The 21,308-nt window shown below is 57.3% G+C and carries 18 protein-coding genes and 1 pseudogene; 12 read left to right on the top strand and 7 right to left on the bottom strand.

Going from position 1 to position 21,308, the window contains the following annotated elements; genetic code table 11:
- Positions 1 to 146: pseudogene (gene glyA / locus GOV90_RS21235) on the top strand (serine hydroxymethyltransferase); the annotation flags it as partial.
- Between the two features lie 17 nt (positions 147 to 163).
- Positions 164 to 1,141, top strand: coding sequence for a CoA ester lyase (locus GOV90_RS17170; RefSeq protein WP_171095345.1), 978 nt, complete (start codon positions 164 to 166; stop codon positions 1,139 to 1,141).
- A gap of 86 nt (positions 1,142 to 1,227) precedes the next feature.
- On the opposite strand, the gene GOV90_RS17165 is transcribed toward GOV90_RS17170, so the two are convergent.
- Positions 1,228 to 1,704, bottom strand: coding sequence for an Lrp/AsnC family transcriptional regulator (locus tag GOV90_RS17165; protein WP_371732512.1), 477 nt, complete (start codon positions 1,702 to 1,704; stop codon positions 1,228 to 1,230).
- 86 nt (positions 1,705 to 1,790) lie between these two features.
- Between GOV90_RS17165 and GOV90_RS17160 the strand changes: the two genes are divergently transcribed.
- A complete protein-coding gene (locus GOV90_RS17160; RefSeq protein ID WP_171095343.1) occupies positions 1,791 to 2,801 on the top strand; it encodes a pyridoxal-phosphate dependent enzyme in 1,011 nt (336 codons plus the stop codon).
- Entirely contained in the window at positions 2,794 to 3,918 is a 1,125-nt protein-coding gene (locus GOV90_RS17155) for an amidohydrolase (protein ID WP_253284780.1), read from the top strand. The genes GOV90_RS17160 and GOV90_RS17155 overlap by 8 nt, the downstream gene beginning before the upstream one ends.
- A 104-nt stretch (positions 3,919 to 4,022) precedes the next feature.
- Here GOV90_RS17155 and GOV90_RS17150 read toward each other — a convergent pair whose 3' ends face one another.
- The 5 genes from GOV90_RS17150 to GOV90_RS17130 all read right to left on the bottom strand — a co-directional run bounded on the left by GOV90_RS17150 (position 4,023) and on the right by GOV90_RS17130 (position 9,674).
- Complete coding sequence (locus tag GOV90_RS17150; RefSeq protein WP_171095340.1) at positions 4,023 to 4,406, bottom strand: carboxymuconolactone decarboxylase family protein; 384 nt, start codon at positions 4,404 to 4,406, stop codon at positions 4,023 to 4,025.
- 58 nt (positions 4,407 to 4,464) lie between these two features.
- Positions 4,465 to 6,138 carry a BCCT family transporter gene (locus tag GOV90_RS17145; RefSeq protein WP_171095338.1) on the bottom strand — a complete coding sequence of 558 codons (1,674 nt, stop codon included), beginning with the start codon at positions 6,136 to 6,138 and terminating at the stop codon, positions 4,465 to 4,467.
- 34 nt (positions 6,139 to 6,172) lie between these two features.
- Positions 6,173 to 7,627: an aldehyde dehydrogenase family protein gene (locus GOV90_RS17140; protein ID WP_171172873.1), complete on the bottom strand. Its 1,455-nt coding sequence runs from the start codon at positions 7,625 to 7,627 to the stop codon at positions 6,173 to 6,175.
- A 74-nt stretch (positions 7,628 to 7,701) separates the two neighbouring features.
- Entirely contained in the window at positions 7,702 to 8,790 is a 1,089-nt protein-coding gene (locus tag GOV90_RS17135; RefSeq protein ID WP_171095334.1) for an SRPBCC family protein, read from the bottom strand.
- A complete protein-coding gene (locus tag GOV90_RS17130; protein WP_171095332.1) occupies positions 8,787 to 9,674 on the bottom strand; it encodes a MurR/RpiR family transcriptional regulator in 888 nt (295 codons plus the stop codon). Before GOV90_RS17130 ends, GOV90_RS17135 begins: the two co-directional genes overlap by 4 nt.
- 106 nt (positions 9,675 to 9,780) lie before the next feature.
- Between GOV90_RS17130 and GOV90_RS17125 the strand changes: the two genes are divergently transcribed.
- From GOV90_RS17125 to GOV90_RS17100, 6 genes are all read left to right on the top strand, one after another.
- Positions 9,781 to 12,258, top strand: coding sequence for an FAD-dependent oxidoreductase (locus GOV90_RS17125; protein WP_171095330.1), 2,478 nt, complete (start codon positions 9,781 to 9,783; stop codon positions 12,256 to 12,258).
- 73 nt (positions 12,259 to 12,331) lie between these two features.
- A complete protein-coding gene (locus tag GOV90_RS17120) occupies positions 12,332 to 13,426 on the top strand; it encodes an alcohol dehydrogenase family protein (RefSeq protein WP_171095328.1) in 1,095 nt (364 codons plus the stop codon).
- A gap of 76 nt (positions 13,427 to 13,502) precedes the next feature.
- Positions 13,503 to 14,606, top strand: a complete 1,104-nt coding sequence (locus tag GOV90_RS17115) for an enolase C-terminal domain-like protein (RefSeq protein WP_171095327.1) — start codon at positions 13,503 to 13,505, stop codon at positions 14,604 to 14,606.
- Between the two features lie 30 nt (positions 14,607 to 14,636).
- Entirely contained in the window at positions 14,637 to 15,998 is a 1,362-nt protein-coding gene (locus GOV90_RS17110; protein ID WP_171095325.1) for an aminotransferase class III-fold pyridoxal phosphate-dependent enzyme, read from the top strand.
- A 24-nt stretch (positions 15,999 to 16,022) separates the two neighbouring features.
- A complete protein-coding gene (locus tag GOV90_RS17105; protein WP_171095323.1) occupies positions 16,023 to 17,237 on the top strand; it encodes an NAD(P)/FAD-dependent oxidoreductase in 1,215 nt (404 codons plus the stop codon).
- A gap of 18 nt (positions 17,238 to 17,255) precedes the next feature.
- Positions 17,256 to 18,278 (top strand): GlxA family transcriptional regulator, encoded by a 1,023-nt coding sequence (locus GOV90_RS17100; protein ID WP_171095321.1) that lies wholly within the window; start codon positions 17,256 to 17,258, stop codon positions 18,276 to 18,278.
- A gap of 48 nt (positions 18,279 to 18,326) precedes the next feature.
- On the opposite strand, the gene GOV90_RS17095 is transcribed toward GOV90_RS17100, so the two are convergent.
- Positions 18,327 to 19,214 carry a LysR substrate-binding domain-containing protein gene (locus tag GOV90_RS17095; RefSeq protein ID WP_171095319.1) on the bottom strand — a complete coding sequence of 296 codons (888 nt, stop codon included), beginning with the start codon at positions 19,212 to 19,214 and terminating at the stop codon, positions 18,327 to 18,329.
- A 101-nt stretch (positions 19,215 to 19,315) separates the two neighbouring features.
- Here GOV90_RS17095 and GOV90_RS17090 point away from each other — a divergent pair, with 101 nt between their 5' ends.
- The gene (locus GOV90_RS17090; protein WP_171095317.1) at positions 19,316 to 20,443 is read left to right on the top strand and encodes a CaiB/BaiF CoA-transferase family protein; all 1,128 of its coding nucleotides are present in this window, start codon (positions 19,316 to 19,318) and stop codon (positions 20,441 to 20,443) included.
- A 22-nt stretch (positions 20,444 to 20,465) separates the two neighbouring features.
- Complete coding sequence (locus GOV90_RS17085) at positions 20,466 to 21,299, top strand: MaoC family dehydratase N-terminal domain-containing protein (protein ID WP_171095314.1); 834 nt, start codon at positions 20,466 to 20,468, stop codon at positions 21,297 to 21,299.
- The last annotated feature ends 9 nt before the right edge of the window (positions 21,300 to 21,308 follow it).

The following is a 21,308-nucleotide window of genomic DNA, read 5'->3' as shown; positions in this document are numbered from 1 at the left end:
AGTTCCGCCAGATCGCCGATTGGATCATCGAAGTGGTCGACGGCCTGGCTGCCAATGGCGAAGACGGCAACGGCGCCGTCGAAGCCAAGGTCAAGGCCGAGGTCGCAGACCTCTGCGCCCGCTTCCCAATCTATCCGAACTTGTAAGGCCAAGGACCCAACACATGAGTTTTCATTCTATTGAACAAGCCCCAGCCCGTCTGAACCGTAGCGAGCTTGCCGTTCCCGGCAGCCAGCCCGGAATGTTTGAAAAAGCGGCAAAATCGGATGTGGACGTTATCTTCCTGGATCTGGAAGATGCCGTCGCACCGGACGAAAAGGAACAGTCCCGCAAAAACATCATTCAGGCGTTGAATGACATCGACTGGGGCAACAAGACCATGTCGGTACGCATCAACGGGCTGGACACCCACTACATGTACCGCGATGTGGTGGACGTTGTTGAACAGGCTGGCGCTCGGCTGGATCTGATCATGATCCCCAAGGTCGGCACAGCTGCTGACGTCTATGCTGTTGATATGCTGGTCACGCAAATCGAGGATGCCAAGGGTTACAACAAGCGGATCGGGTTCGAACACATCATCGAAACTGCGCTGGGTATGCAAAACGTAAGCGAGATTGCTGCCGCTTCGAAGCGCAACGAAAGCCTTCATTTTGGTGTTGCCGATTATGCAGCGTCGACTCGGGCCAGGACGACCATTATCGGCGGTGTGAACCCCGATTATTCAGTGCTGACCGATGCGGATGCCGATGGGGGCCGCCTGACACATTGGGGCGACATGTGGCACTATGCGCTGGCGCGTATGGTGGTCGCTGCCCGCGCCAACGGCCTGCGCCCAATCGACGGGCCATTCGGAGATTTCCAGGACCCTGACGGCTATAAAGCTGCCGCCAAGCGCGCCGCTGTTTTGGGGTGCGAAGGGAAATGGGCAATCCACCCCAGCCAGATTGCCTTGGCAAACGAAGTTATGTCGCCGTCCGACGCCGAAGTGACCAAGGCTCAGCGCATTCTTGTCGCCATGGCCGAGGCCGAAGCGGATGGGAAAGGAGCCGTATCTTTGGACGGCCGGTTGATCGACTATGCCTCGATCCGCCAAGCGGAAGTGCTGGTTGAGAAAGCAAGTCAGATTGCGGCGGCGTAAATGAAGTGACAGGGCAAAGGCCAAATCAAATGCGCACGCGCGATCTTGGTCTTTGCCTCCCACCGATACCGGAAACGCATGTGGCCCTAACCTGTGTCCTGATCTCTTACAGGAATGCCCAAACCGACTTTCTTTCGCCCCATCACAACAGAGGTGCGAAACCGGCGGACGTTTGAATTGTCGAAGAACAGCTTTTTGGTAAGCTCTTCAAAATCATCCATATCACGCGCCGTACAGATCAGGCAGAAGTCCGCGTCACCTGTGATGTAATAGCACTGCTGCACCCTTGGCTCGGCCTGTGCCTGTCGCGAAAAAGCGTCGATCTGATCCTGGCGTTCGCGTTCCAACTCGACCATGACAACGAAGCTCATTGCAACGCCCAACTTTTTCGGGTCGACGATTGCCACTTCCGAGTGAATGGCACCAGAAGCTCTGAGCGCCTTCAGGCGCCTTTGAACGGATGCGACCGATAAGCCTGTTTCGGATGCAAGCGCTTCCAACCCCATTTTGGCATCACGTTGCATCAGGTGCAGCAGGCTGCGGTCAAATTGGTCGAGTTTCACAAAGATTTCCTTGATGTGAAAAAGTTTCCCGAAAAATCGGTAAATGTGACCATAATAGATCACAGCTTGTGCGTAAAACTCTGATCATGGAAAACAGTAACAAACTCGATGTGGCAAAGCCGCTGGCGCTGCTGGCGGAATGTCCTGCATATAAACCGAGCCCATTGGAAACCCGCAGTTTCAAAGGGCGAACAATCCTGATCAAGGATGAAACCAACAGGATGGGCCTGGGCGCGTTCAAAGCTTTGGGCGGTGTTTACGCTGTTGCCAAGCTTATCGAAGCGCGTGTTGGTCGTTCTTTGACCCCCAGCGCCTTTCTGAGTGATCCCGTAAAGGACGCGGCGCGATCAATGACTTTTGTGTGCGCCAGCGCAGGAAATCACGGCATGGCCGTGGCCGCTGGGGCGCAGCTCTTTGGTGCAACGGCGCGCATTCATCTTGCCGAAACAGTCCCCGAAGAGTTTGCCGTTCGTCTTCGGGCGAAAGGCGCAGATGTTGTTCGATCCGGCAGTGACTATGAAGCAAGCGTCGCCGCCGCCATCGCCGACGCCGAAGCAACCGGTGCCATTCACCTCGCCGATGGGTCGTGGCCGGGATATACCGAGCCTCCGCGATTGGTGATGGAGGGTTATACTGTCATTGCTGAAGAAATGCGCAACGATTTAGAAATGTCCGCAAATTGGCCGAGCCACGTGTACCTGCAGGCGGGTGTTGGCGGGCTGGCCGCGGGCATTGCCTATATGATCCGGTCCAACTGGCCAGTGCAGCCAAAGATCACAGTTGTTGAACCAGATGCTGCACCCTGTCTGAAGGAAAGCGCCCGAGCCGGAGAAATCCTTACGGTTGAAGGGCCCGTTTCAAATATGGGGCGTTTGGATTGCAAAACGCCATCCATGCTGGCTTTGGATATCTTGAAACGCTGTGCAGACGACTGGGTTACAATCAGTGACCAACAGGCGCAAGACGCAGTAAACAGCGCCTTCGATTTGGGTTTCTCGACCACGCCATCCGGAGCAGCCGGGCTTGCCGCCTGCCTTGAGGGCGACGATGATTTGCCATTGGTCATCTTGTCCGAAGGGGGCGTTTCTGATGCTTGATCTTGTTGCGTTTCGTCGCGATCTTCATGCCCATCCGGAAACCGGGTTCGACCTTGACCGGACCCCCGATTTGATCGCGGCCGAGTTGGAGCGCGCCGGGCTCGAAGTCACCCGAGGCGTGGGTCGAACCGGGATTGTGGCCACCTTGCGCCGTGGGCCTGATGAGACCGCAATCGGGTTTCGTGCCGACATGGACGCGCTGCCAATTCACGAAATGACCAATTTGCCCTACCGGTCGCAAACAGAGGGCAAGTTCCACGGCTGCGGTCATGACGGGCATAGCACAATGCTGCTTGGTGCTGCTTTGTCGCTTGCTGCGGACACATCGTTGGACCGGACCGTTCACTTCATTTTCCAGCCGGATGAAGAGAACGGAAATGGGGCCGCCGCGATGATCGCTGACGGTCTGTTCGAACGATTTCCAATGTCTGCCATTTATGGGCTTCACAACATGCCGGGGATGGAGCTTGGGCATTACGCGACCCAGGCGGGGCCTTTCTGCGCGTTCGAGGACAATTTTGAAATCCGCATTCAGGGGCAGGGGGGTCATGCTTCGATGCCAGAGAAGGGCATTGATCCGATCGTGACCGGGGCGGCGATTGTCATGCAATTGCAATCTATCGTTTCGCGTTCCCTACCGCCCCGGGAACATGGCGTGGTTTCAATTACAGAATTCCTGACAGACGGTGCACGCAACATCCTGCCGAGCAATGTCACCATACGCGGGGATTGCAGGGGGTTTTCCAAAAATGTGTCGGATTGCATCGAGCGCAGAATGCGCGCCATTGTTGACGGCGTTAGTGCGGCACAAGGGGCGGAGGCCGAGGTCGATTACTCCACATCGTTTCGTCCTTTGGTAAACGATGCCAGAGCCACTGATGCGATCTCGGACGCAGCTGGCAAAGTTGGGACGCTTGATGCTGAATTTGGCCGGGTTGGTTTCTCGGAGGATTTTGCCGAGTTTCTCATGCATCGCCCTGGCGCGTTTATCCTCATGGGAAACGGGTTGGATGGGAACAATGCTATGCCGCTTCACAACCCGTCCTATGATTTCAACGATGAAGCGATCAGATACGGAATTGCGTTCTGGACCAGCCTTGCGCAGCGCGGTTTTTGAGTCTGGCGCGGTTGCCGCTCTGGTGATCCTTTTTCAAAAAGGAAAAGGGTCCCGTCTGATTGCGAGGACCCCTTAACTGAAGCGAAGGAAATTGTGACGCGAGCTTAGTCCAGCAACCCGCGTTCGGTCAGCACCTTGCGTGCGACACGGAAACACTCCAGCGATTGCGGGACACCGCAATAGATGCCGATCACGTGAATGATCGAGCGGATTTCTTCTTTGGTCACGCCGTTGTTCAGAGCGCCGTTGCAGTGAATTTCCCATTCATGCATCTTGCCCAGCGCGCCGATCATGGTGAGGTTCAGCATCGACCGTGTCTTGTGGTCAATCGTGTCGTCGCCCCAGCCAAAACCCCAGCACCACGCGGTCATGGCCTCTTGGAAGGGGCGGGTGAAGTCATCCGCGGCTGCAAGGTTCTTTTCAACATATTCGGCACCCAGCGTGGATTTGCGCTGTTTCAGGCCGTGTTCGAACAGGTTGTCGTCCATTTCGTTCTCCTTTGGTGAACGGGCCGGCCTATACTATGACCGGCCCGGATGGGTTTGATTATTCTGCCGGGGTCGCTTCGGCCTCTTCTTCGTCAAAGACCGACAGGCCCAGCTTTTCGCGCTGGCTGTCCCGCCAGATTGCTTTGAGGACCGAAATTCCCATCAGAACCATGACCACGCTGAATGGCAATGCGCCGATGATCATGGCTGTCTGGATCGCCCCGAGGCCACCAATCATCAGCAATGCGCCCACGACCAGCGCCAGGGCAGCACCCCAGAACAGAATGTGCGGCCGCGCCTTGGGGCCTTCGTCGCCAGCGGCATTGATGGTGTTGATGATCAGCACCGCCGAGTCTGCCGAGGTCACCAGGTAGGTGAGCAACAGCACGACGACCACGATCGCAAACACCCAGGCCATGGTTTCGCTCAGCATGACCGAAAGGGTCGCGAAAAGCTGATCCGAAAGCCCGGTGCCAATGATTGCATTGTCCGCGACGCCCGAAAGCTCAAGCTCGATCGCTGTACCGCCAACCAGGGCAAACCAGACAAAGCACATGACGGACGGTACGATTGCCGCGCCAAGCACATATTCGCGAATGGTTCGGCCCTTGGAAATGCGCGCCAGGAAGACGCCGACAAAGGGTGCAAATGCAATCCACCAAGCCCAATAGAACACGGTCCAGCCGCCCTGCCATCCGGCCAGTTGACTTGCGACCGATCCATCCACCCCGTCGCTGTTCCAGACGGTAAACAAGAGGGCTGGTGTTGCGATCAGGTAGTCGTAGATGCCGACAAACAGCGCCTGCAGGCCAAAAAGGGTCGAGCCGAAGAACAAGAAGAAGGCAAGCAATGCAAAGCTGAGCGCCATATTGATGTTCGAGAGCCATTTGATGCCCTTACCGACACCGGACAGTGCCGACAGTGTGGACGCACCGACAATGATCAACAGCGCGACGGCGATCGCCACTTTGGTCGGATCACCCGCGTCGGTCAGAAGCCAGTCCCCGAAACCGATCCGATGTAGCCCTGCAATGAACTGGTTGACGCCAAAGCCAAGCGTCTGCGCAACACCCAGCACGGTCGCGACAACGGCAACCACGTCGATCACGTGACCCAATGGGCCAGACAGGGATTTTCCGAAAATCGGTGTCAGCGCCGACCGGATGGTCAGCGGCAGGCCACGCCGGAACGAAAAATAGGCCAGCGCAAGGCCAACGATGGCATAGCTGGCCCACGCGTGCAGGCCCCAATGTGAGAAAGACCATTTATAGGCCGAACGCACGGCCTCTTCGGTGGATCCTTCTGCCAAGCCTTGGATGATGTCAGGATTGGTTTGGAAGTGATAGATCGGCTCACCGGTTGCATAGGTCAGCATCCCGATACCGATCCCCGCCCCGAACATCATCGAAAACCAAGAAAAGCGCGAGAATTCAGGTTGGTCTTCCGGGCGGCCAAGTTTCATGCGCCCCGACACCGGCAGGATCGCAAGAACGATGCAGGTCAGGAAGAAGAAGGCCATCACATAGACGTACCAGAAGTTAAACGACGCCAGGATTAACGAGTTCAACCCGGACAGCACCGAAGCGGCATTGTCAGGAAAGGCCACGGCCCAAATGACGAGCGCACCAATCAGCAGCTTGGCAGTGATGGTCACGTCTTTTGTGAAACCACGGTAGAACCCGCTGTCGGCGGTTTTGATGGGTAGGTCGGTAACGGGTGGTTTTATTGGCATTGGGTGTCCTCCCTATTGTTCTTGAGTTGGTGGATTAGCTGCGCAGCCGAATAGCCACGTTTTTGGTCTGGACGTAATTCCACAGTGCTTCGCGTCCCTTTTCCCGCCCGTAACCGGATTTCCCATATCCACCGAATGGCGTCTCTACGCCGCCGGCGTACCATTCGTTGACAAAGACCTGACCGGCGCGGATCTGCCGGGCCGCCTGTGTCGCGCGATCGATGTCGCGCGTGAAGACTCCGCCGACCAGCCCGTAGGGTGTTCCGTTTGCAATCTTGATTGCTTGAGCGTCGTCACGGAACTTCAAAACCGAAAGAACCGGTGCAAAAGCTTCTTCATTCGCGATGTTCATGTCAGGGGTGACGTTGGTCAGAATGGTTGGTTCCAGAAATGCACCGGGAATGTTCATCTTACGTCCGCCGGTGGCTGCAGTCGCGCCAGCTGCGATTGCGCCAGACACCATGCCAGCCGCGCGGTCACGCTGCGCTTCACTGACCATCGGCCCCATATTCGGGCCAAACTCTCCCCGTTCGATACCCGGACCGACGGACAGGTTGCTTGCCACGTTCGAGATGCGTTCGATCAGTTCGTCGTGGCGGCTTTCATGCACGATCACGCGGCTCATCGCTGAACACACCTGACCGGCGTTGAAAAAGATCCCCCAGCGTACGTCGTTTTCGAAGGCTTCCAGGTCCGCGTCATCATGCACGATGGCTGCAGATTTTCCGCCAAGCTCCAGGACGCAGGGCACAACGTTGCGTGCGGCTGCACTGGCAATTGCGATGCCGGTTGGCACCGAGCCGGTAAAGACGATCTGATTGACATGTGGATGCGCCGAAAGCGCGGCTCCTGCCTCGTGACCCAAGCCGCAAAGGATGTTTACAGCGCCTTTCGGTAGGCCAACCGCCTCGGCAGCATGCGCAAACCAGGCATTGGTCAAAGGTGTCAATTCCGGGGTTTTGATGACAACAGTATTGCCTGTGGCCAAAGCCGCCGACAGCGACCGCGCGGTCATCTCGACAGGATAGTTCCATGGGATGATTTGTGCGGAAACACCAAACGGCTCGTACGTGGTGAAATCGAAGTAGCTCGCTCCTAGTGGAATGGACCGGCCTTCGACGGTTTCAGCCTGATTGCCATAGTATTCGAAATAGCGTGCCGCTCCTTTGATTTCGACGCGTGCTTCCCAAAGCGGTTTGCCCTGCTCAAGGGTCAGAACCCGAGCAATCTCGTCAGTGTTGTCCAGCAGGTAGCGGCCCATAGCCTGTACCATGCGGCCACGTTCCACAGGTCGCAGATCGCTGAGCGCACCTGAAAGATGCACGCGGCGGGCCGCCATGACCGCACGATCCACGTCACCGGCATCGGCCAGCGCCTGTTCAGTTAGTTTTTCGCCAGTTCCCGGGTTGAAAACATCGATCCGACCTGCACCACCGTCGATCCAGGTGCCGTCCACATAATTTTGCCAATACGGCTTAACATCTTGCATGTCGCGCATCTCCAAAACTTCGGAGGGCAATGAATTACCCTCCGAAGCGCAAGTTTCTTTGACTTTGTTTGGTTTTATTCCACCGCCTCACGCATCCATTGCTGGAGCTTGGCGATGGAATGTTCACTCATGACACCGCAGGCGGGGTCCAGAACCAGCGGGCCTGGGACGTACCCTTTTGATTTCAGCCCGCGGTGAACGGATTCGACGAGGCGGATGTCTTCTTCGACTGTGGTCTGGCGGTCTTGTACGGCAAGCCCCCGGATTACGTCGCTTTCATGACCGCCTTCGGTATACCAGCCGCGCCATACCGTACAGGTGTCCACAGTGTTGGCACGCCAGTGATAGGTGTTCAGCACGTTGCCCGGATAGCACTGGAACGAGAACATGGGCCACAGGAACCACGACTGATAGTCGCCTGCATGCGGAACTGACATATCGATTGGATAGGTCATCTTATCCAACGCCTGACATTCCGTGGTGTGACGCAACACGTAACCGCCGCCCGCATCGGGTTGAATGTCGTAAGTTTCAGGCTTTACAACACCTTCCGCAAAAGTGGGGTGGTTCGAGGGGCAGTGATAGCATTCGGAGTAGTTTTCGATAGAAACTTTCCAATTGCAGTTTTCCGGAATCTCGACCCATTCCAGCGGTGCCAGGTCGTTTATGCCAGGCACGTATTCCGCAATCTCTTCGCGCACACCCGGATACCATTCGTCCATAGGCGCGGCATCTTTGTCGAGGTTGACGAAGATGAAGCCCAGGAAGTCCTCGGTCCGAACCTCTGTCAGGCAAATCTTTTCGCGCTGGAATCCGGGAACGTTCTTGACGTTGGGCCCCGCGCGCAATCCGCCGGTCAGCTCGTAGGACCACTGATGGTAGGGGCAAACCACAACCCGCGTGTTGCCGGTTCCAGTGACCATCTCATGCGCACGGTGCTGGCACACGTTATAGAATGTGCGGATGACGTTGTCGCGCCCGCGGATGGCAAACAGGTTCTGACCGGCAATTTCAAACGCGAAATAGTCGCCGACATTAGGGATGTCGTTGGCGTGGCCAGCATACTGCCAGGTGCGCATCAGAAGACCATTCATCTCTTTTTCAAAGACTGCCGGGTCGGTGTAATAGCTGGCGTCCAGCGAATGGGTCAGCGGGGCATTCATGTGTGTTCCTCCTGGTAAAGGCCAAGCTGATGACGGCGTATATGAAACTTTTCGACCCGCTCGACGATCTCATCGCTGGACACTGCTATCACAAAACTGAGCAGTGTTTCTAACAGAGCAATTGTAGACACGGAGGAAGGGAAGAATTGAGGGGTATCTACTGACACAACAAAACCGTGTTCAGCAGACAAGATTACGGGGCTGGCTGGCGAGTCGGATATTCCGATTACGGTTACACCTTGCTTTCGCGCGGTCTGTACCGCCTCGACGACTTCTGTGCGATATGGGTGGCACGTGATGGCGATCAGGACATCCTGCTCGTCCGCCCATGCCAGATCATCAATCGCTGTTGATCCGGGCCGGGGGATCGCATGGAAATCTGTCATACCGGTGCGGGCGAGATACGTGAAGTTGGACGCGTTCGAATTGTTTATTCCAACACCGAGAGTGTAGATGGATCGAGCCGACCAAATAGCCTCTGCAGCTGACTGAAGGCGACGGGCATCAATCTCGGCGAAAGTTTCTTCGATGTTTCGAATGGCTGAGCCCAGCAAGTCTGCATAAAGCTCACCCAGGTCGCCAGAACGGCTGATTCCCTGCAACCAACGTGCGCGGTCGGGGAATGAGACGTCGCTTCGGCGAATCTCATCACGAAATGGTTCCCGAAAATCTCCATAGCCCTCAAAGCCGATTTGTCTGGCCATTCGCACCACGGTGTTTGGTTTGACACTGGCGGCTTCGGCAATCTCGCGGACGGTGGAGACGCCAACTTCTCTGGGGTTTTCCAGAACATACCGCGCGGCTTTCTGTGCTTCGGGGGTCAAGAGCGACAATTCTTGTGACAGGCGTCCCAGAACCTCGCTTGAAACATCTGTACCATTCATTGCGTATCTCGGTATGTACATTTGTGCCGTTTTACGTTGACACTGGTACATATGTGGCAATAGGAAGTCCACAGAAATATGCGACTCTCGAACAGGAATTTTTGCGATGTCCAAAAAAGAACTGCCCGAACGCGCCAAGGTTGTCATCGTCGGTGGCGGTGTCATGGGGTGCGGCCTTGCTTACCACCTTGGCCATGAAGGCTGGGGCGAAGAAACCGTCTTGCTGGAAAAGGCCGAATTGACCAGCGGATCGACCTGGCACGCGGCGGGTCAGATCACCCATTCAACCAGCTCATACGGGTTGGGTCGCATGGTGGACTACAACATTGGCCTGTATTCGAAGACTCTGGAAGAAGAGACCGGGCAGGCCGTCACCTGGCATGGTTGTGGCTCGTTCCGTCTGGCGTATACCGAAGACGAAATGGACTGGCTGCGCCACACCCTGTCTGTGGGTCGTTCGCTGGGCTTTAATATCGAACTGGTAGGCCCTGATTTCATCGCCGAGAAGCACCCGTTCTACAATCTGGATGGCGTTCTGGGCGCGCTTTACACCCCGGATGACGGCCACGTGGATCCGTCGAACGTGACTATGGCGATGGCCACTGGTGCCCGCCAAAAAGGCGTGAAAATCTTCCGCCACTGCCGAGCCACCAACATCACGCAGAACGATGCGGGCGAATGGGTGGTCGAGACCGAAAAAGGCACGATTGTCTGCGAACACGTAGTCAACGCGGGCGGCACTTATGCCCGCCAGATGGGTGAATGGTCGGGTCTACAACTGCCCATGACCTCGATGACGCACCACTATTTCGTGACCGAGAACGTACCTGAGTTTCAGGATCTGGACGTTGAGCTGCCTGTGATCCGCGACGACAAAATGGTCTCGGGCTACATCCGGATGGAGCAGAAAAAGGGCCTGATCGGGATTTACGAAAAAGAAAACTCGAACTCGGTCTGGCATGACGAATGCCCATGGGAATACGAGAACTGGCTGTTCGAGGCCGATTATGACCGCGTGATGCCCTGGCTGGAAAACTCGCTGGAGCGGATGCCGATATTCGCCGAATTGGGCATCACCCGCGAAGTGCATGGCGCGATCAGCCATCCGCCGGATGGCAACCCGATGGTTGGCCCGGCTCCGGGCGTCAAGAACTACTGGTGCTGCTGTGGTACACAGATCGGTATCGGTTGGGGCCCTGGCCTGACCCGCGAACTGGCCAAGTGGATGGTTCACGGGGCCGCTGACATCTCGATGCGCGACTACGACCCGCGCCGCTTTGGCGCCTATGCCAAGAAAGACTGGCAGGTCATCAAAGCGCACGAAGACTACAAATTGCGCCACGAAATCCCCTTCCCGCACTTTAACCGTCTGGAAGGCCGCCCGATCAAGCCGTCGCCGCTGTATGAAATCCTCAAGGACAAAGGCGCGGTTTACGAAGAAGTCTATGGTTTTGAACGTCCCCGTTGGTTTGCAACCGAAGGTGTCGAGCAGCGCGATCACTACAGCTTCCGCCGCAACGTGGTGCATGATGTGGTCGGGGCCGAGGTCAAAGCTGTCCGCGAAAGCGTCGGCATCATGGATGTGACCGCGTTCACCAAGGTCGAGGTCTCGGGCCCGGACGCCTATACGCTGCTGGACCGTCTAACCGCAAACAAGATGCCGCAGAAGACCGGCTCGATCACACTGACCCATATGCTGAACCGTCGCGGTCGGATCGAACTGGAGACCACGCTGGTCCGGATGGCGGATGACCGCTTCTATCTGGTTTGCGCGGCCTTCTTTGAACAGCGGCTGCTGGATCACCTGAACCACAACCGTGCGGATGAGAACGTGACCATCACGCCTCTGTCCGCTGGCTGGTCGGCCCTGTCGCTGAACGGTCCGAAATCGCGCGATGTTCTGGCACAGTGCACCGATGCGGACCTGTCAAATGCCGGTTTCCGCTGGCTGTCGGCTCAGGAAATCACCGTAGCCGGTCACAAGGTCTGGGCGTTCCGCATGTCCTATGCCGGCGAGCTGGGTTGGGAATTCCACATGCCGGACGCGGCCTGTGTGGATGTCTACACGGCCCTGTGGGCTGCAGGCGAGCCGCATGGCATCGTCAACTACGGTTCTTTCGCGATGAACGCGATGCGGATGGAAAAAGCGTTCCCAGGTGCGGGCGAGTTGACCAATGAGGTCACGCTGCCCGAGGCCAATGTGAGTCGCTTCTTCAAGCTGGACAAAGAGTATCTGGGTGTCGAAGCCACACGCGTCAGCGCCGAGCAGGCCGAGAAAGGCGAAATGCCCTGGGTCTGCGCCTATCTGGAAATCGAGCCCGACGGGATCGAGGACGGACACGGTGGCGAGGCGATCAAGGTAAACGGCGAGATTGTTGGTGCGACAGCATCTGTTGCTTACGGCCACACGGTCGGCAAGATCTTGGCCTTTGCCTATATCAAGCCGCACGCCAACGTACCGGGTCAGGAGATCGAGGTGATCGTTGCAGGTGAGCCGCGCAAGGGCCGCATTCTGGGCGAAGCTGCTTATGATCCGCAAAGCAAGCTGCCGCGCACCGACGCACCGGCTGCGGTTCCCGCATAAGACAAGACCGGCGGGCACCAACACAGGTGCCCGCCGCGTTAGGCCAAAGAACTTAATTCAGGACATGGACCAGATGATCCCGGAAACGATGAAAGCCGTTGTGCTGAATGGTCACGGCGGATTGGATATGCTGGAATACCGCGACATACCCACGCCGACGCCCGAAAAGGGTGAGGTGCTGATCAAGGTCGGGGCCTGTGGTCTGAACAATACTGATATCAACACGCGCACAGCCTGGTATTCCAAGAAAGTGGATGCCGTTCTGGGCAGCGGCGCGGCGGATGGTTTTGACGAAGCCAGCGGCGATGACGGCACCTGGGGCAGCGGGTCGTTGAACTTCCCCGTCATTCAGGGTGCCGACGTGTCTGGTGAAATCGTTGCCGTTGGCGAAGGCGTTGATCCCGCACGCGTCGGCGAACGAGTGATGATCGACCCCTGGTTGCTGAGCCATGGGGATTGGCTGAACCCTGAAAACTCGGGCTATTTCGGGTCCGAGGCGGATGGGGGCTATGCCGAATACACCAAGGTGCGCGCGGCCAATGCAGTGCCCGTTAACAGCAGCCTGAGCGATGCGGAACTGGCCACTTTCCCTTGCGCCTATACGACTGCGGAAAATCTGGTTCAGCGCACTGCTCCGCGTCCGGGTGAGGTCGTGGTGATCACAGGCGCGTCAGGTGGCGTGGGCTCGGCCGCTATTCAGCTATGCCGCCTGCGCGGTTGTAAGGTGATCGCGATTGCTAGCCTCTCGAAGGCCGAAATGCTGCATGAACTGGGCGCAGCCCATGTCATCGACCGTAACACCGTTGATCTAGAAGCCGCTATTCGCGACGCCGCAGGCGGGCCGGTGGACATCGCGTTGGATGTGGTCGGATCACCGATGTTCATGGCGCTGATCAACGCTTTACGTCAGGGTGGGCGTTACTCCACATCAGGGTGCATCGCTGGTCAAATGGCCGAATTCGACCTGCGTCAGCTGGTCTACAAGGACCTGCAGCTGACCGGTGCAACCATCTGCCCGGCGGGCACAATGCAGCGTGTGGTTGGCATGATCGAAACCGGCGCTTTGAAGCCTCTGTTGGCGGCGATCTATCCGCTGGAAGATCTCGCGAAGGCGCAAGAGGCGTTCGTTCAGAAAACGCATGTTGGAAATATCGTGGTGACACCCTAACGCGCGCCACGCCCCTTTTTAAGAAAAACGGCAAAACCAGTCTTTGGTTTGGCGGGCCAATCTAAGGAAAACTGACGTGAAGATCATCCGCATTGCAGCTTGGGAAGTTCCGCTGACCAGCCATGACACCTACTACATGGCAGATGGGAAAACCTGCGACACCACAACCTCGGTTGTGCTGCGTCTCGACACCGATACGGGCTTGTCTGGCTGGGGTGAGGTCTGCCCGATCCCGCATTACCTGCCTGCCTATGCCAAGGGCGTGATCCCCGCCATCACAGAGCTGGCCCCGGTTCTGATCGGCACCGACCCGGTGGGGCCGGAAACCGTAATGGAGCAGGTGAACCGGTTTCTACAGGGTCATGTATACGCGAAGTCCGCGCTGGATACTGCGCTCTGGGATCTGACAGGGCAAGCCGCGGGTCTACCTGTTCACCGCCTTCTGGGGGGTCGGCAGGTCAAGGACATGCCGCTCTATCACTCAATCACCTGCGTGGCCCCGGACGAAATGGCCCGCATGGCGCAAGATGCGTTTGACAAGGGCATGCGCCAGTTTCAGGTCAAGCTGGGGGCTGATGGCGACTGGCAGACGGATGTTGAGCGACTGGCGAAAGTGCGCGAGACCGTTGGTCCGGGCCCATTGGTCTATGGCGACTGGAACTGTGGCAGCGATGCGCTGAACGCGATCCGTGTCGGTCGCGCCGTCGCTCATCTGGATGTCATGCTCGAGCAACCTTGCGCGACGCTCGAGGAATGCGCCCATGTGCAGCGGGTCACTGGCCTGCCGATGAAAATCGACGAAAACGCTTATGACGTCGCCTCGGTCATCGCAGCGCATCAGGCCGGTTGTATGCAGGCTGTTGCATTGAAGCTGTCCAAGATGAGCGGCTTGTCCGCCATGCGGCAGGTTCGCGATGTCTGTCTGACGCTGGGTACTCAGATGTGTATCGAGGATACCTGGGGCAGCGACATCACCACCGCCGCGCTGCTGCATCTGGCCGCTTCGACCCCTGCGCGCGGAATCATGAACACCTGCGACCTGAGCCACTATGTCGGCCCACGTCTGGCCCCCGATGGTCCGGTGCGTGAAAGCGGCCGAATTACCCCGCCCGAAGGGCCCGGTCTGGGCGTCACGCCCGACGCCGACGCTTTGGGCCAGCCTGTCACCATTATCGATTGATCCCAATCCCAGCCTGCCGAGAGACCTGTTATGGAAGATTTCAGCAACGCCTACCCCTCACATGATCCTGAATGGGTCAAAGACATGCACGCAGATCACTATCTGCAAAGCTGGTCGAAACAAGGCAGCCGCCCGCGCGTTATTACCGGCGCGCAGGGCAGCTGGTTCTGGGACAGCGATGGCAAACGCTATCTCGATTTCCAAAGCCAGTTGGTGAACGCCAATATGGGCCACCAGCACCCTAAGATCGTTCAGGCGATCAAGGATCAGGCCGATAAGTTGTGCTATATCGGCCCCGCCATGGGTTCGGATGTACGTTCGGAAATGGCGGCGATCATGAATGAGATCACGCCCGCGAACATCACTTCGACCTTCTTCACAACCGGCGGCTCGGCAGCGAACGAAACCGCGATCCGTCTGGCACGGCACTATACCGGGCGCACAAAGATCATTGCGCGCTATCGCTCGTATCACGGGGCCACCGGCGGCACGCTGTCCCTGACAGGCGACCCGCGCCATCACCTGACCCGGGCCGATATGCCGGGCGTGGTGCGGATGCTGGACCCGTATGTCTATCGCCTGCCGACTGGTCACACCGACCCGGCGAAATGCCCGGTGGCGCAGGGTGGTCCGCATCTGGAAGAGATCCTGATGTACGAAAACCCCAACACGGTGGCGGCTGTCATTTTGGAGCCGATCGTGGGCACCAACGGCATCATCGTGCCCCCCGATGGCTACCTGCAATCGATCAAAGAAACCTGCGAAAAACACGGCATCCTGCTGATCGCGGATGAGGTCATGGCCGGGTTTGGTCGTACCGGTAAATGGTTCGCCGTCGATCACTGGGGCGTGCAGCCCGACATCATCACCAGCGCCAAGGGCATCAACTCGGGCTATGTGCCGCTGGGCACCATGTCGGTCTCGACCGAGTTGCACAACTGGCTGCGCGACACTCCGATGCCGGGCGGTCTGACCTATGCCGGTCACCCGCTGGCCTGTGCGTCGGGCATTGCCGCAATTCGCGCCATGCAGGACGAAGGTTCGCTGGAAAACGCCACAGCGATGGGCGAGAAGATGCGCGCCGAACTGGGCAAGATGGCCGAAAAGCATCCCAGCATCGGCGACATTCGCGGAAAGGGCATGTTCAACGGTATCGAACTGGTCAAGAACCGCGACACGCGTGAGCCACTGGTTCCGTTTGCCGCCAAGGGCGCGGATGCCAAGCCGATGTCCGACATGATGAGCTTTGCGATGAACGAAGGGCTGTACCTGTCGTTCTACTCGAACGTCGTTCGCCTCACCCCGCCGCTGAACATCAGCGAAGAGGATCTGATGACCGGTCTGGAGATTCTGGATCGTACCCTCGACATCGCTGATCGCGAGTGTGTTTGAGCGTGACTTTGAGAGGCCGATGAAATGACCAATTACGGTGTCATCATTGTGGGGGCGGGGCAAGCTGGTTGCTCCGCCGCAGTCAAACTGCGCAATCTTGGTTATGACAAGCCAATTGCCCTGATCGGTGAAGAGGCGCACCCGCCCTATCAGCGGCCGCCTCTTTCCAAAGCTTATCTTCTGGGCGAGCTGCCGCGTGACCGTCTTTTCCTGAGGCCCGAAAGCTTCTTTGACGAGCATCAGATCGACCTGCACCTGAACCAGCAAGTCACCGAGATATCCTCAGACAACCAGACACTTGTTTGTGGCGACCAAACGCTGGCGTTTGAGCATCTGGTCCTGGCAACCGGCTCGACCCCCAACCGCCTGCCCGAGAGCATCGGTGGCACTCTGCCCGGGACCTATACAATCCGTGGCATCGCCGACATCGATGCAATTGCGCCCGAGTTCAAGCAAGGGCGAAAGATCGTCATCATTGGCGGGGGCTATATTGGCCTGGAAGTTGCTGCCGTTGCTGCAAAGCTTGATCTTGAAGTTACACTGATTGAAGCTGCTCCGCGCATTTTGCAGCGGGTTGCGGCCCCGGAAACCGCTCAGTACTTCCGCGAACTGCACGATGCCAACAACGTATGCATTCTTGAAGATACCAAGATTGCACGCGTTACCGGAGTAGAGCGCGCAGACGGGGTGGAGCTTGCCAATGGTGTGGTGATCCCGGCCGATTTTGTTGTTTTCGGTATCGGCATCACGCCAAACACGGCCCTTGCCGAAGCCGCCGGTGTAGACGTTGAAAACGGCATCAAGACAGACACATGGGGCCGCACCTCGCATCCTTGTATCTGGGCGGCAGGAGACTGTGCGACTTTTCCGCATGGTGACGCACAGATCCGCCTGGAAAGCGTCGGCAACGCCATTGATCAGGCCGAAGCGGTTGCTGAGAACATCATGGGTGCAACCAAGCCTTACGAAGCAAAACCCTGGTTTTGGTCTGATCAGTACCATGTCAAGCTTCAGATTGCTGGTCTGAATACCGGCTACGATCAGGTCGTTTCTCGTGAAGATGAGGATGGGTCGACTTCAGTTTGGTACTACCGCGATGCCCAGCTTATCGCCGCGGACGCGATGAACGACCCGCGCGCCTACATGGTTGCGAAACGGCTGATCGAATCCGGAAAATCCCCGCATCCCCAGATGGTTGCGGATACAGCTACTGATCTCAAATCACTTCTTAAAGTCTGAGGAAAGGCAGGGCAGCGCATGTATCTTGAGTCAAAACCCATCACCCGGTGCCGGGAGGGCGAGCACCCAAGCGCTGCCGGGCATTCTGCGGGCGTTGCGCAGAAGCGCCATTTTTATTTTCTGCTGCTTCCCGGTTCCAACATGCTGGATTTTGCGGCTGGGATCGAACCGCTGCGGGCCGCCAATTCCGTTACGGGGGAAACAGATTACACCTGGTCGATCATGACCGAGACCGGCGCGCATGTAACGTGTTCGAACGGAATCGAAATCCCTGCGCAGACAGGCCTGTGTACAACGCGGCATTCGGATTACGTGATTGTATGCTCTGGGAATGCCGGGTACTTGGAAGCCCGTCCCGAAACCCTGCAATGGTTGCGTAGACATGCCAGGTTCGGCGGTCGGGTTGCCGCGATTGGAACCGGCGCGTTTACATTGGCGCGGGCCGGCCTGGCAAACGAAGCGCAATTGACGTTACACTGGTCACTGGCCCCGGTCTTTGAAGAAATGTTCCCGAAACTGGACTGTTTGCCGTCGCGGGTTGTGGCGGATGACGGTGTGGCCTCAAGCGCCGGTGGCACTGCGGGTCTGGATTTGACCCTGTCCATCATCGAGTCGGATTTCGACAACGGCACTGCACAAAGAGTGGCGGATTATTGTGTCCACGACTTCGACTGCCACAGCAACCGGTCGCAACGCCAGGCCATGTCGAAGATGGCCGGGTCCCGGAACCCTGCATTTCTGAGTATCCTCAAGAAAATGGAGGACTCACTGCAGGACCCGATCCCGGTTGATGAACTCATCGAAGACGAAAAAATCTCGAGGCGGCAGATCGAACGTTTGTTCAACAAACACCTCAAGACAAGCCCGTCCCGTTACTATCGCAATTTGCGTCTTGATCGGGCGCGGGTGTTGCTGCGCGGTACCGACCTGTCCATCATTGATGTTGCCGTCGCAACAGGGTTCGCCAGTATCGTTAATTTCTCGAAAGCCTACAAAACGAGATTTGGCGAGCGCCCAACAGCCGACCGATCAGCCGCGTAATCACGCGGCTATCTGAAGGCGGTCGCAAGCGTCAATTGTACAGGCAGACTACATCGCGGCCTCTGCGACCAGCCAGTCCCAGAAGGCGCGAACCCTTGGCTGACGTTGGCGGTGGGAAACCGCGCTCAGGAAATAGCGCGGGGCAGGAGGCACGGTTTCGGAAGGCAGTTCAAAGGGAATGCACAGTCGCCCTTCGGCCAGCATCCTTTCGGCATTGGCCCGATTGCCCAAAGCCACGCCGATCCCTCGGGCTGCTGCCTCGAATGCGTGCAAAGAGTAGCTGACCGAAAAGAAACGTTGACGACGCAGCCAGGATCGCCCTGCCAGTACTTTTTTCCACGATGTCAGTCGCCTTTCAGTTTCTATCAGTGTCGCGCCTTTCAGGTCATCCAAAGCCCGCAATGCGTTCGCCTTAGCATAGTCTGTACTGGTCAACGCAACGAGTTCGTCCGGTAAAAACTGTAGTGACACCAAATCCGGGTCGGCCTCGAACCTGTATTCAATGGCAATATCAATGCCTCGTTCTTCGGGGTTGAATGTCATCCGATCGAGAAGACGAATGTCATAGTCGGGATACAGTTCCGAGAACCCGTGCAGCTTGGGCATCAGCCACATTGCTGTCAGCGTAGGCGGGGCTGCAATTGTCAGAACTTCACGTTGAGATTGCTGGGTTGCAACCGATGTCGCACGCCCTATCGCTTCTAGGCCGGGGCGGACTTCTGTTAGGTAATCATGCGCGCCTTCGGTGAGAACCAGATTGCGCCCTCGGCGAATGAACAAGGGCGCGCCAAGAAACCCTTCCAATTTGTCCAGCTGATGGCTGACGGCTGGGGGGGTTACGTTCAACTCGGCTGCGGCTGCCCGGACACCGCCCAGACGGGCGACGGTTTCAAACACATGCAACGCGTGAAGGGGAGGGAGTTTGTGAGTCGTCATTTTGTTAAAAATAACTAAACAGAAAATACAAAAGCAATGAATTTTCTTTCAAGTGAGCCGCATTTATCCTGCTTAAAATTGATCGCAGCAAGGATGCCGAAATGAAGCCGTTGAAAGACATTCTCGTGGTCTCGGTCGAACAGGCACTGGCGGCACCGCTGTGCACTGCGCGACTGGCCGAAGCCGGGGCACGTGTCATCAAGGTCGAACGCGCGGAAGGGGATTTTGCGCGTGGCTATGATCGTGCGGCTAAAGGCACAAGTTCGTATTTTGCCTGGACCAACCAAGGCAAGGAGTCGCTGGCGCTTGACTTCCGCACTGAAGAAGACGCGGCCTTGCTGCATCGGATTATCGCTCAGGCTGATGTTTTTGTTCAAAATCTTGCTCCGGGTGCCATGGCACGCGCCGGGTTTGGGTCAGCACAGTTGCGCGAAATGCACCCGCATCTCATTACCGTTGACATTACCGGCTATGGAGCAAGCGACGCGGTCAAGCATCTGAAGGCCTATGACTTTCTGATACAGGCTGAATCCGGTCTCACTGGTATCAGCGGTGGTATTAACGAAATGGGACGCATCGGCGTATCGATTTGTGATATTGGTGCAGGCATGACCTGCCACGCGGCCGTTTTAGAAGCCCTGATGCGCCGTGAAATGACGGGCGAAGGCGCAGCTTTGGCCGTTTCGTTGTTCGACGTTGCAGCAGACTGGATGAGTGTCCCGCTAATGCACAGCGAATACGGGAAAGGTGCACCGCAACGCGTGGGTTTGCGCCATCCAAGTATGGCCCCCTATGGTGCGTTCGAAACGAGCGAAGGCGCATTGACGTTGATCGCAATTCAAAATGAACGTGAGTGGCAGCAGTTTTGCCAAGAGGTCTTGCGCTCGAACACCGCAGGCTCAGACTCCAGATTTGCGTCCAACAATGACCGGGTTGCCAATCGTGACGCGCTGGAGGACCTGATTTCCAAGGTGTCGCGAGAGCTGACCTTGCAAGAGTTCCGGGCTCGGTTGGCTGCAGCGAACATCGCGTACGGCGCGGTCAACAGTGTTGAAGCGCTGGGCAACCACCCAGCCCTGCGCCGTCGCGAAGTGACAACTGAAGGAAATAAAACGATCGCGATACCCGCAGCGCCCATTCGTTGGGTGGATGTTGAAGAGGTCAGCCCGTTGTCGTCTTCTCCTGCAATCAATCAGCATGGCCCGGCGCTGCGCGCTGAATTCGCCTGACCAAAGCAGAAAGGTCAACATGATGTCGCAAGCCGTAGACTCCTGGATCGGACGTTCGCAGACGCACGAGGACAGTTTGCGCGCCGAGCCCGCCCGTTTCATGCAGGCCACGATTGGTCGCGAACCAACATTGCAAAACGGCGATGTTTTGCCGCCCCTGTGGCATTGGCTGTACTTTCTTGAAGCGAAACCAGCTGATGAGTTGGGCAGGGACGGCCATCCAAAAAAAGGGGGGTTTCTCCCTCCTGTCGCGCTGCCCCGTCGGATGTGGGCCGGTGGCAGGTTTGAATTTCTGGCACCCGTTCCGATCGGCGATCAGGTCAAAAAGCGGTCTACGATCAAGCATATTGCGGAAAAGAACGGGCGCAGCGGCTCATTATGTTTCGTGACCGTTCTGCATGAGGTTTTCCTGGGCGACGGTACGCTTGCTCTGACCGAAGAGCATGACATCGTGTACCGCGAAGATCCGCACCCTGACGCCCCAAAACCTGTGCCAGCCCAAGCGCCTGACAACGCCGAAGTGTCCGAGGTGATCTCGCCCACACAGGTTATGCTGTTCCGCTATTCGGCCCTGACCTTTAACGGGCACCGGGTTCACTATGACGTGGATTATGCCCGTTCGGCTGAAGGGTATGACGGTCTGGTCTTTCATGGGCCGCTCACGGCAACCTTGTTGGTCGACCTTGCCCAGCGCACCATGGGAAAAGCCCCGAAGACCTTTGAGTTTCGCGGGACTGCACCTCTGGCAGGGATGAATCCCTTCCATATCGAAGGTGTTCGCGAAAACAACACGATGCAGCTGTGGGCGCGCCGCCATGACGGGGCCAAAGCCATGCAAGCAACAGCCACTATCTAAGGTTCAGGC

It is taken from the genome of Ruegeria sp. HKCCA5929, from assembly GCF_013034525.1.
GTDB lineage: Bacteria > Pseudomonadota > Alphaproteobacteria > Rhodobacterales > Rhodobacteraceae > Ruegeria.
The sequence above is the reverse complement of the archived record's forward strand: the minus strand, read 5'-3'. Positions and strand labels throughout refer to the sequence as shown.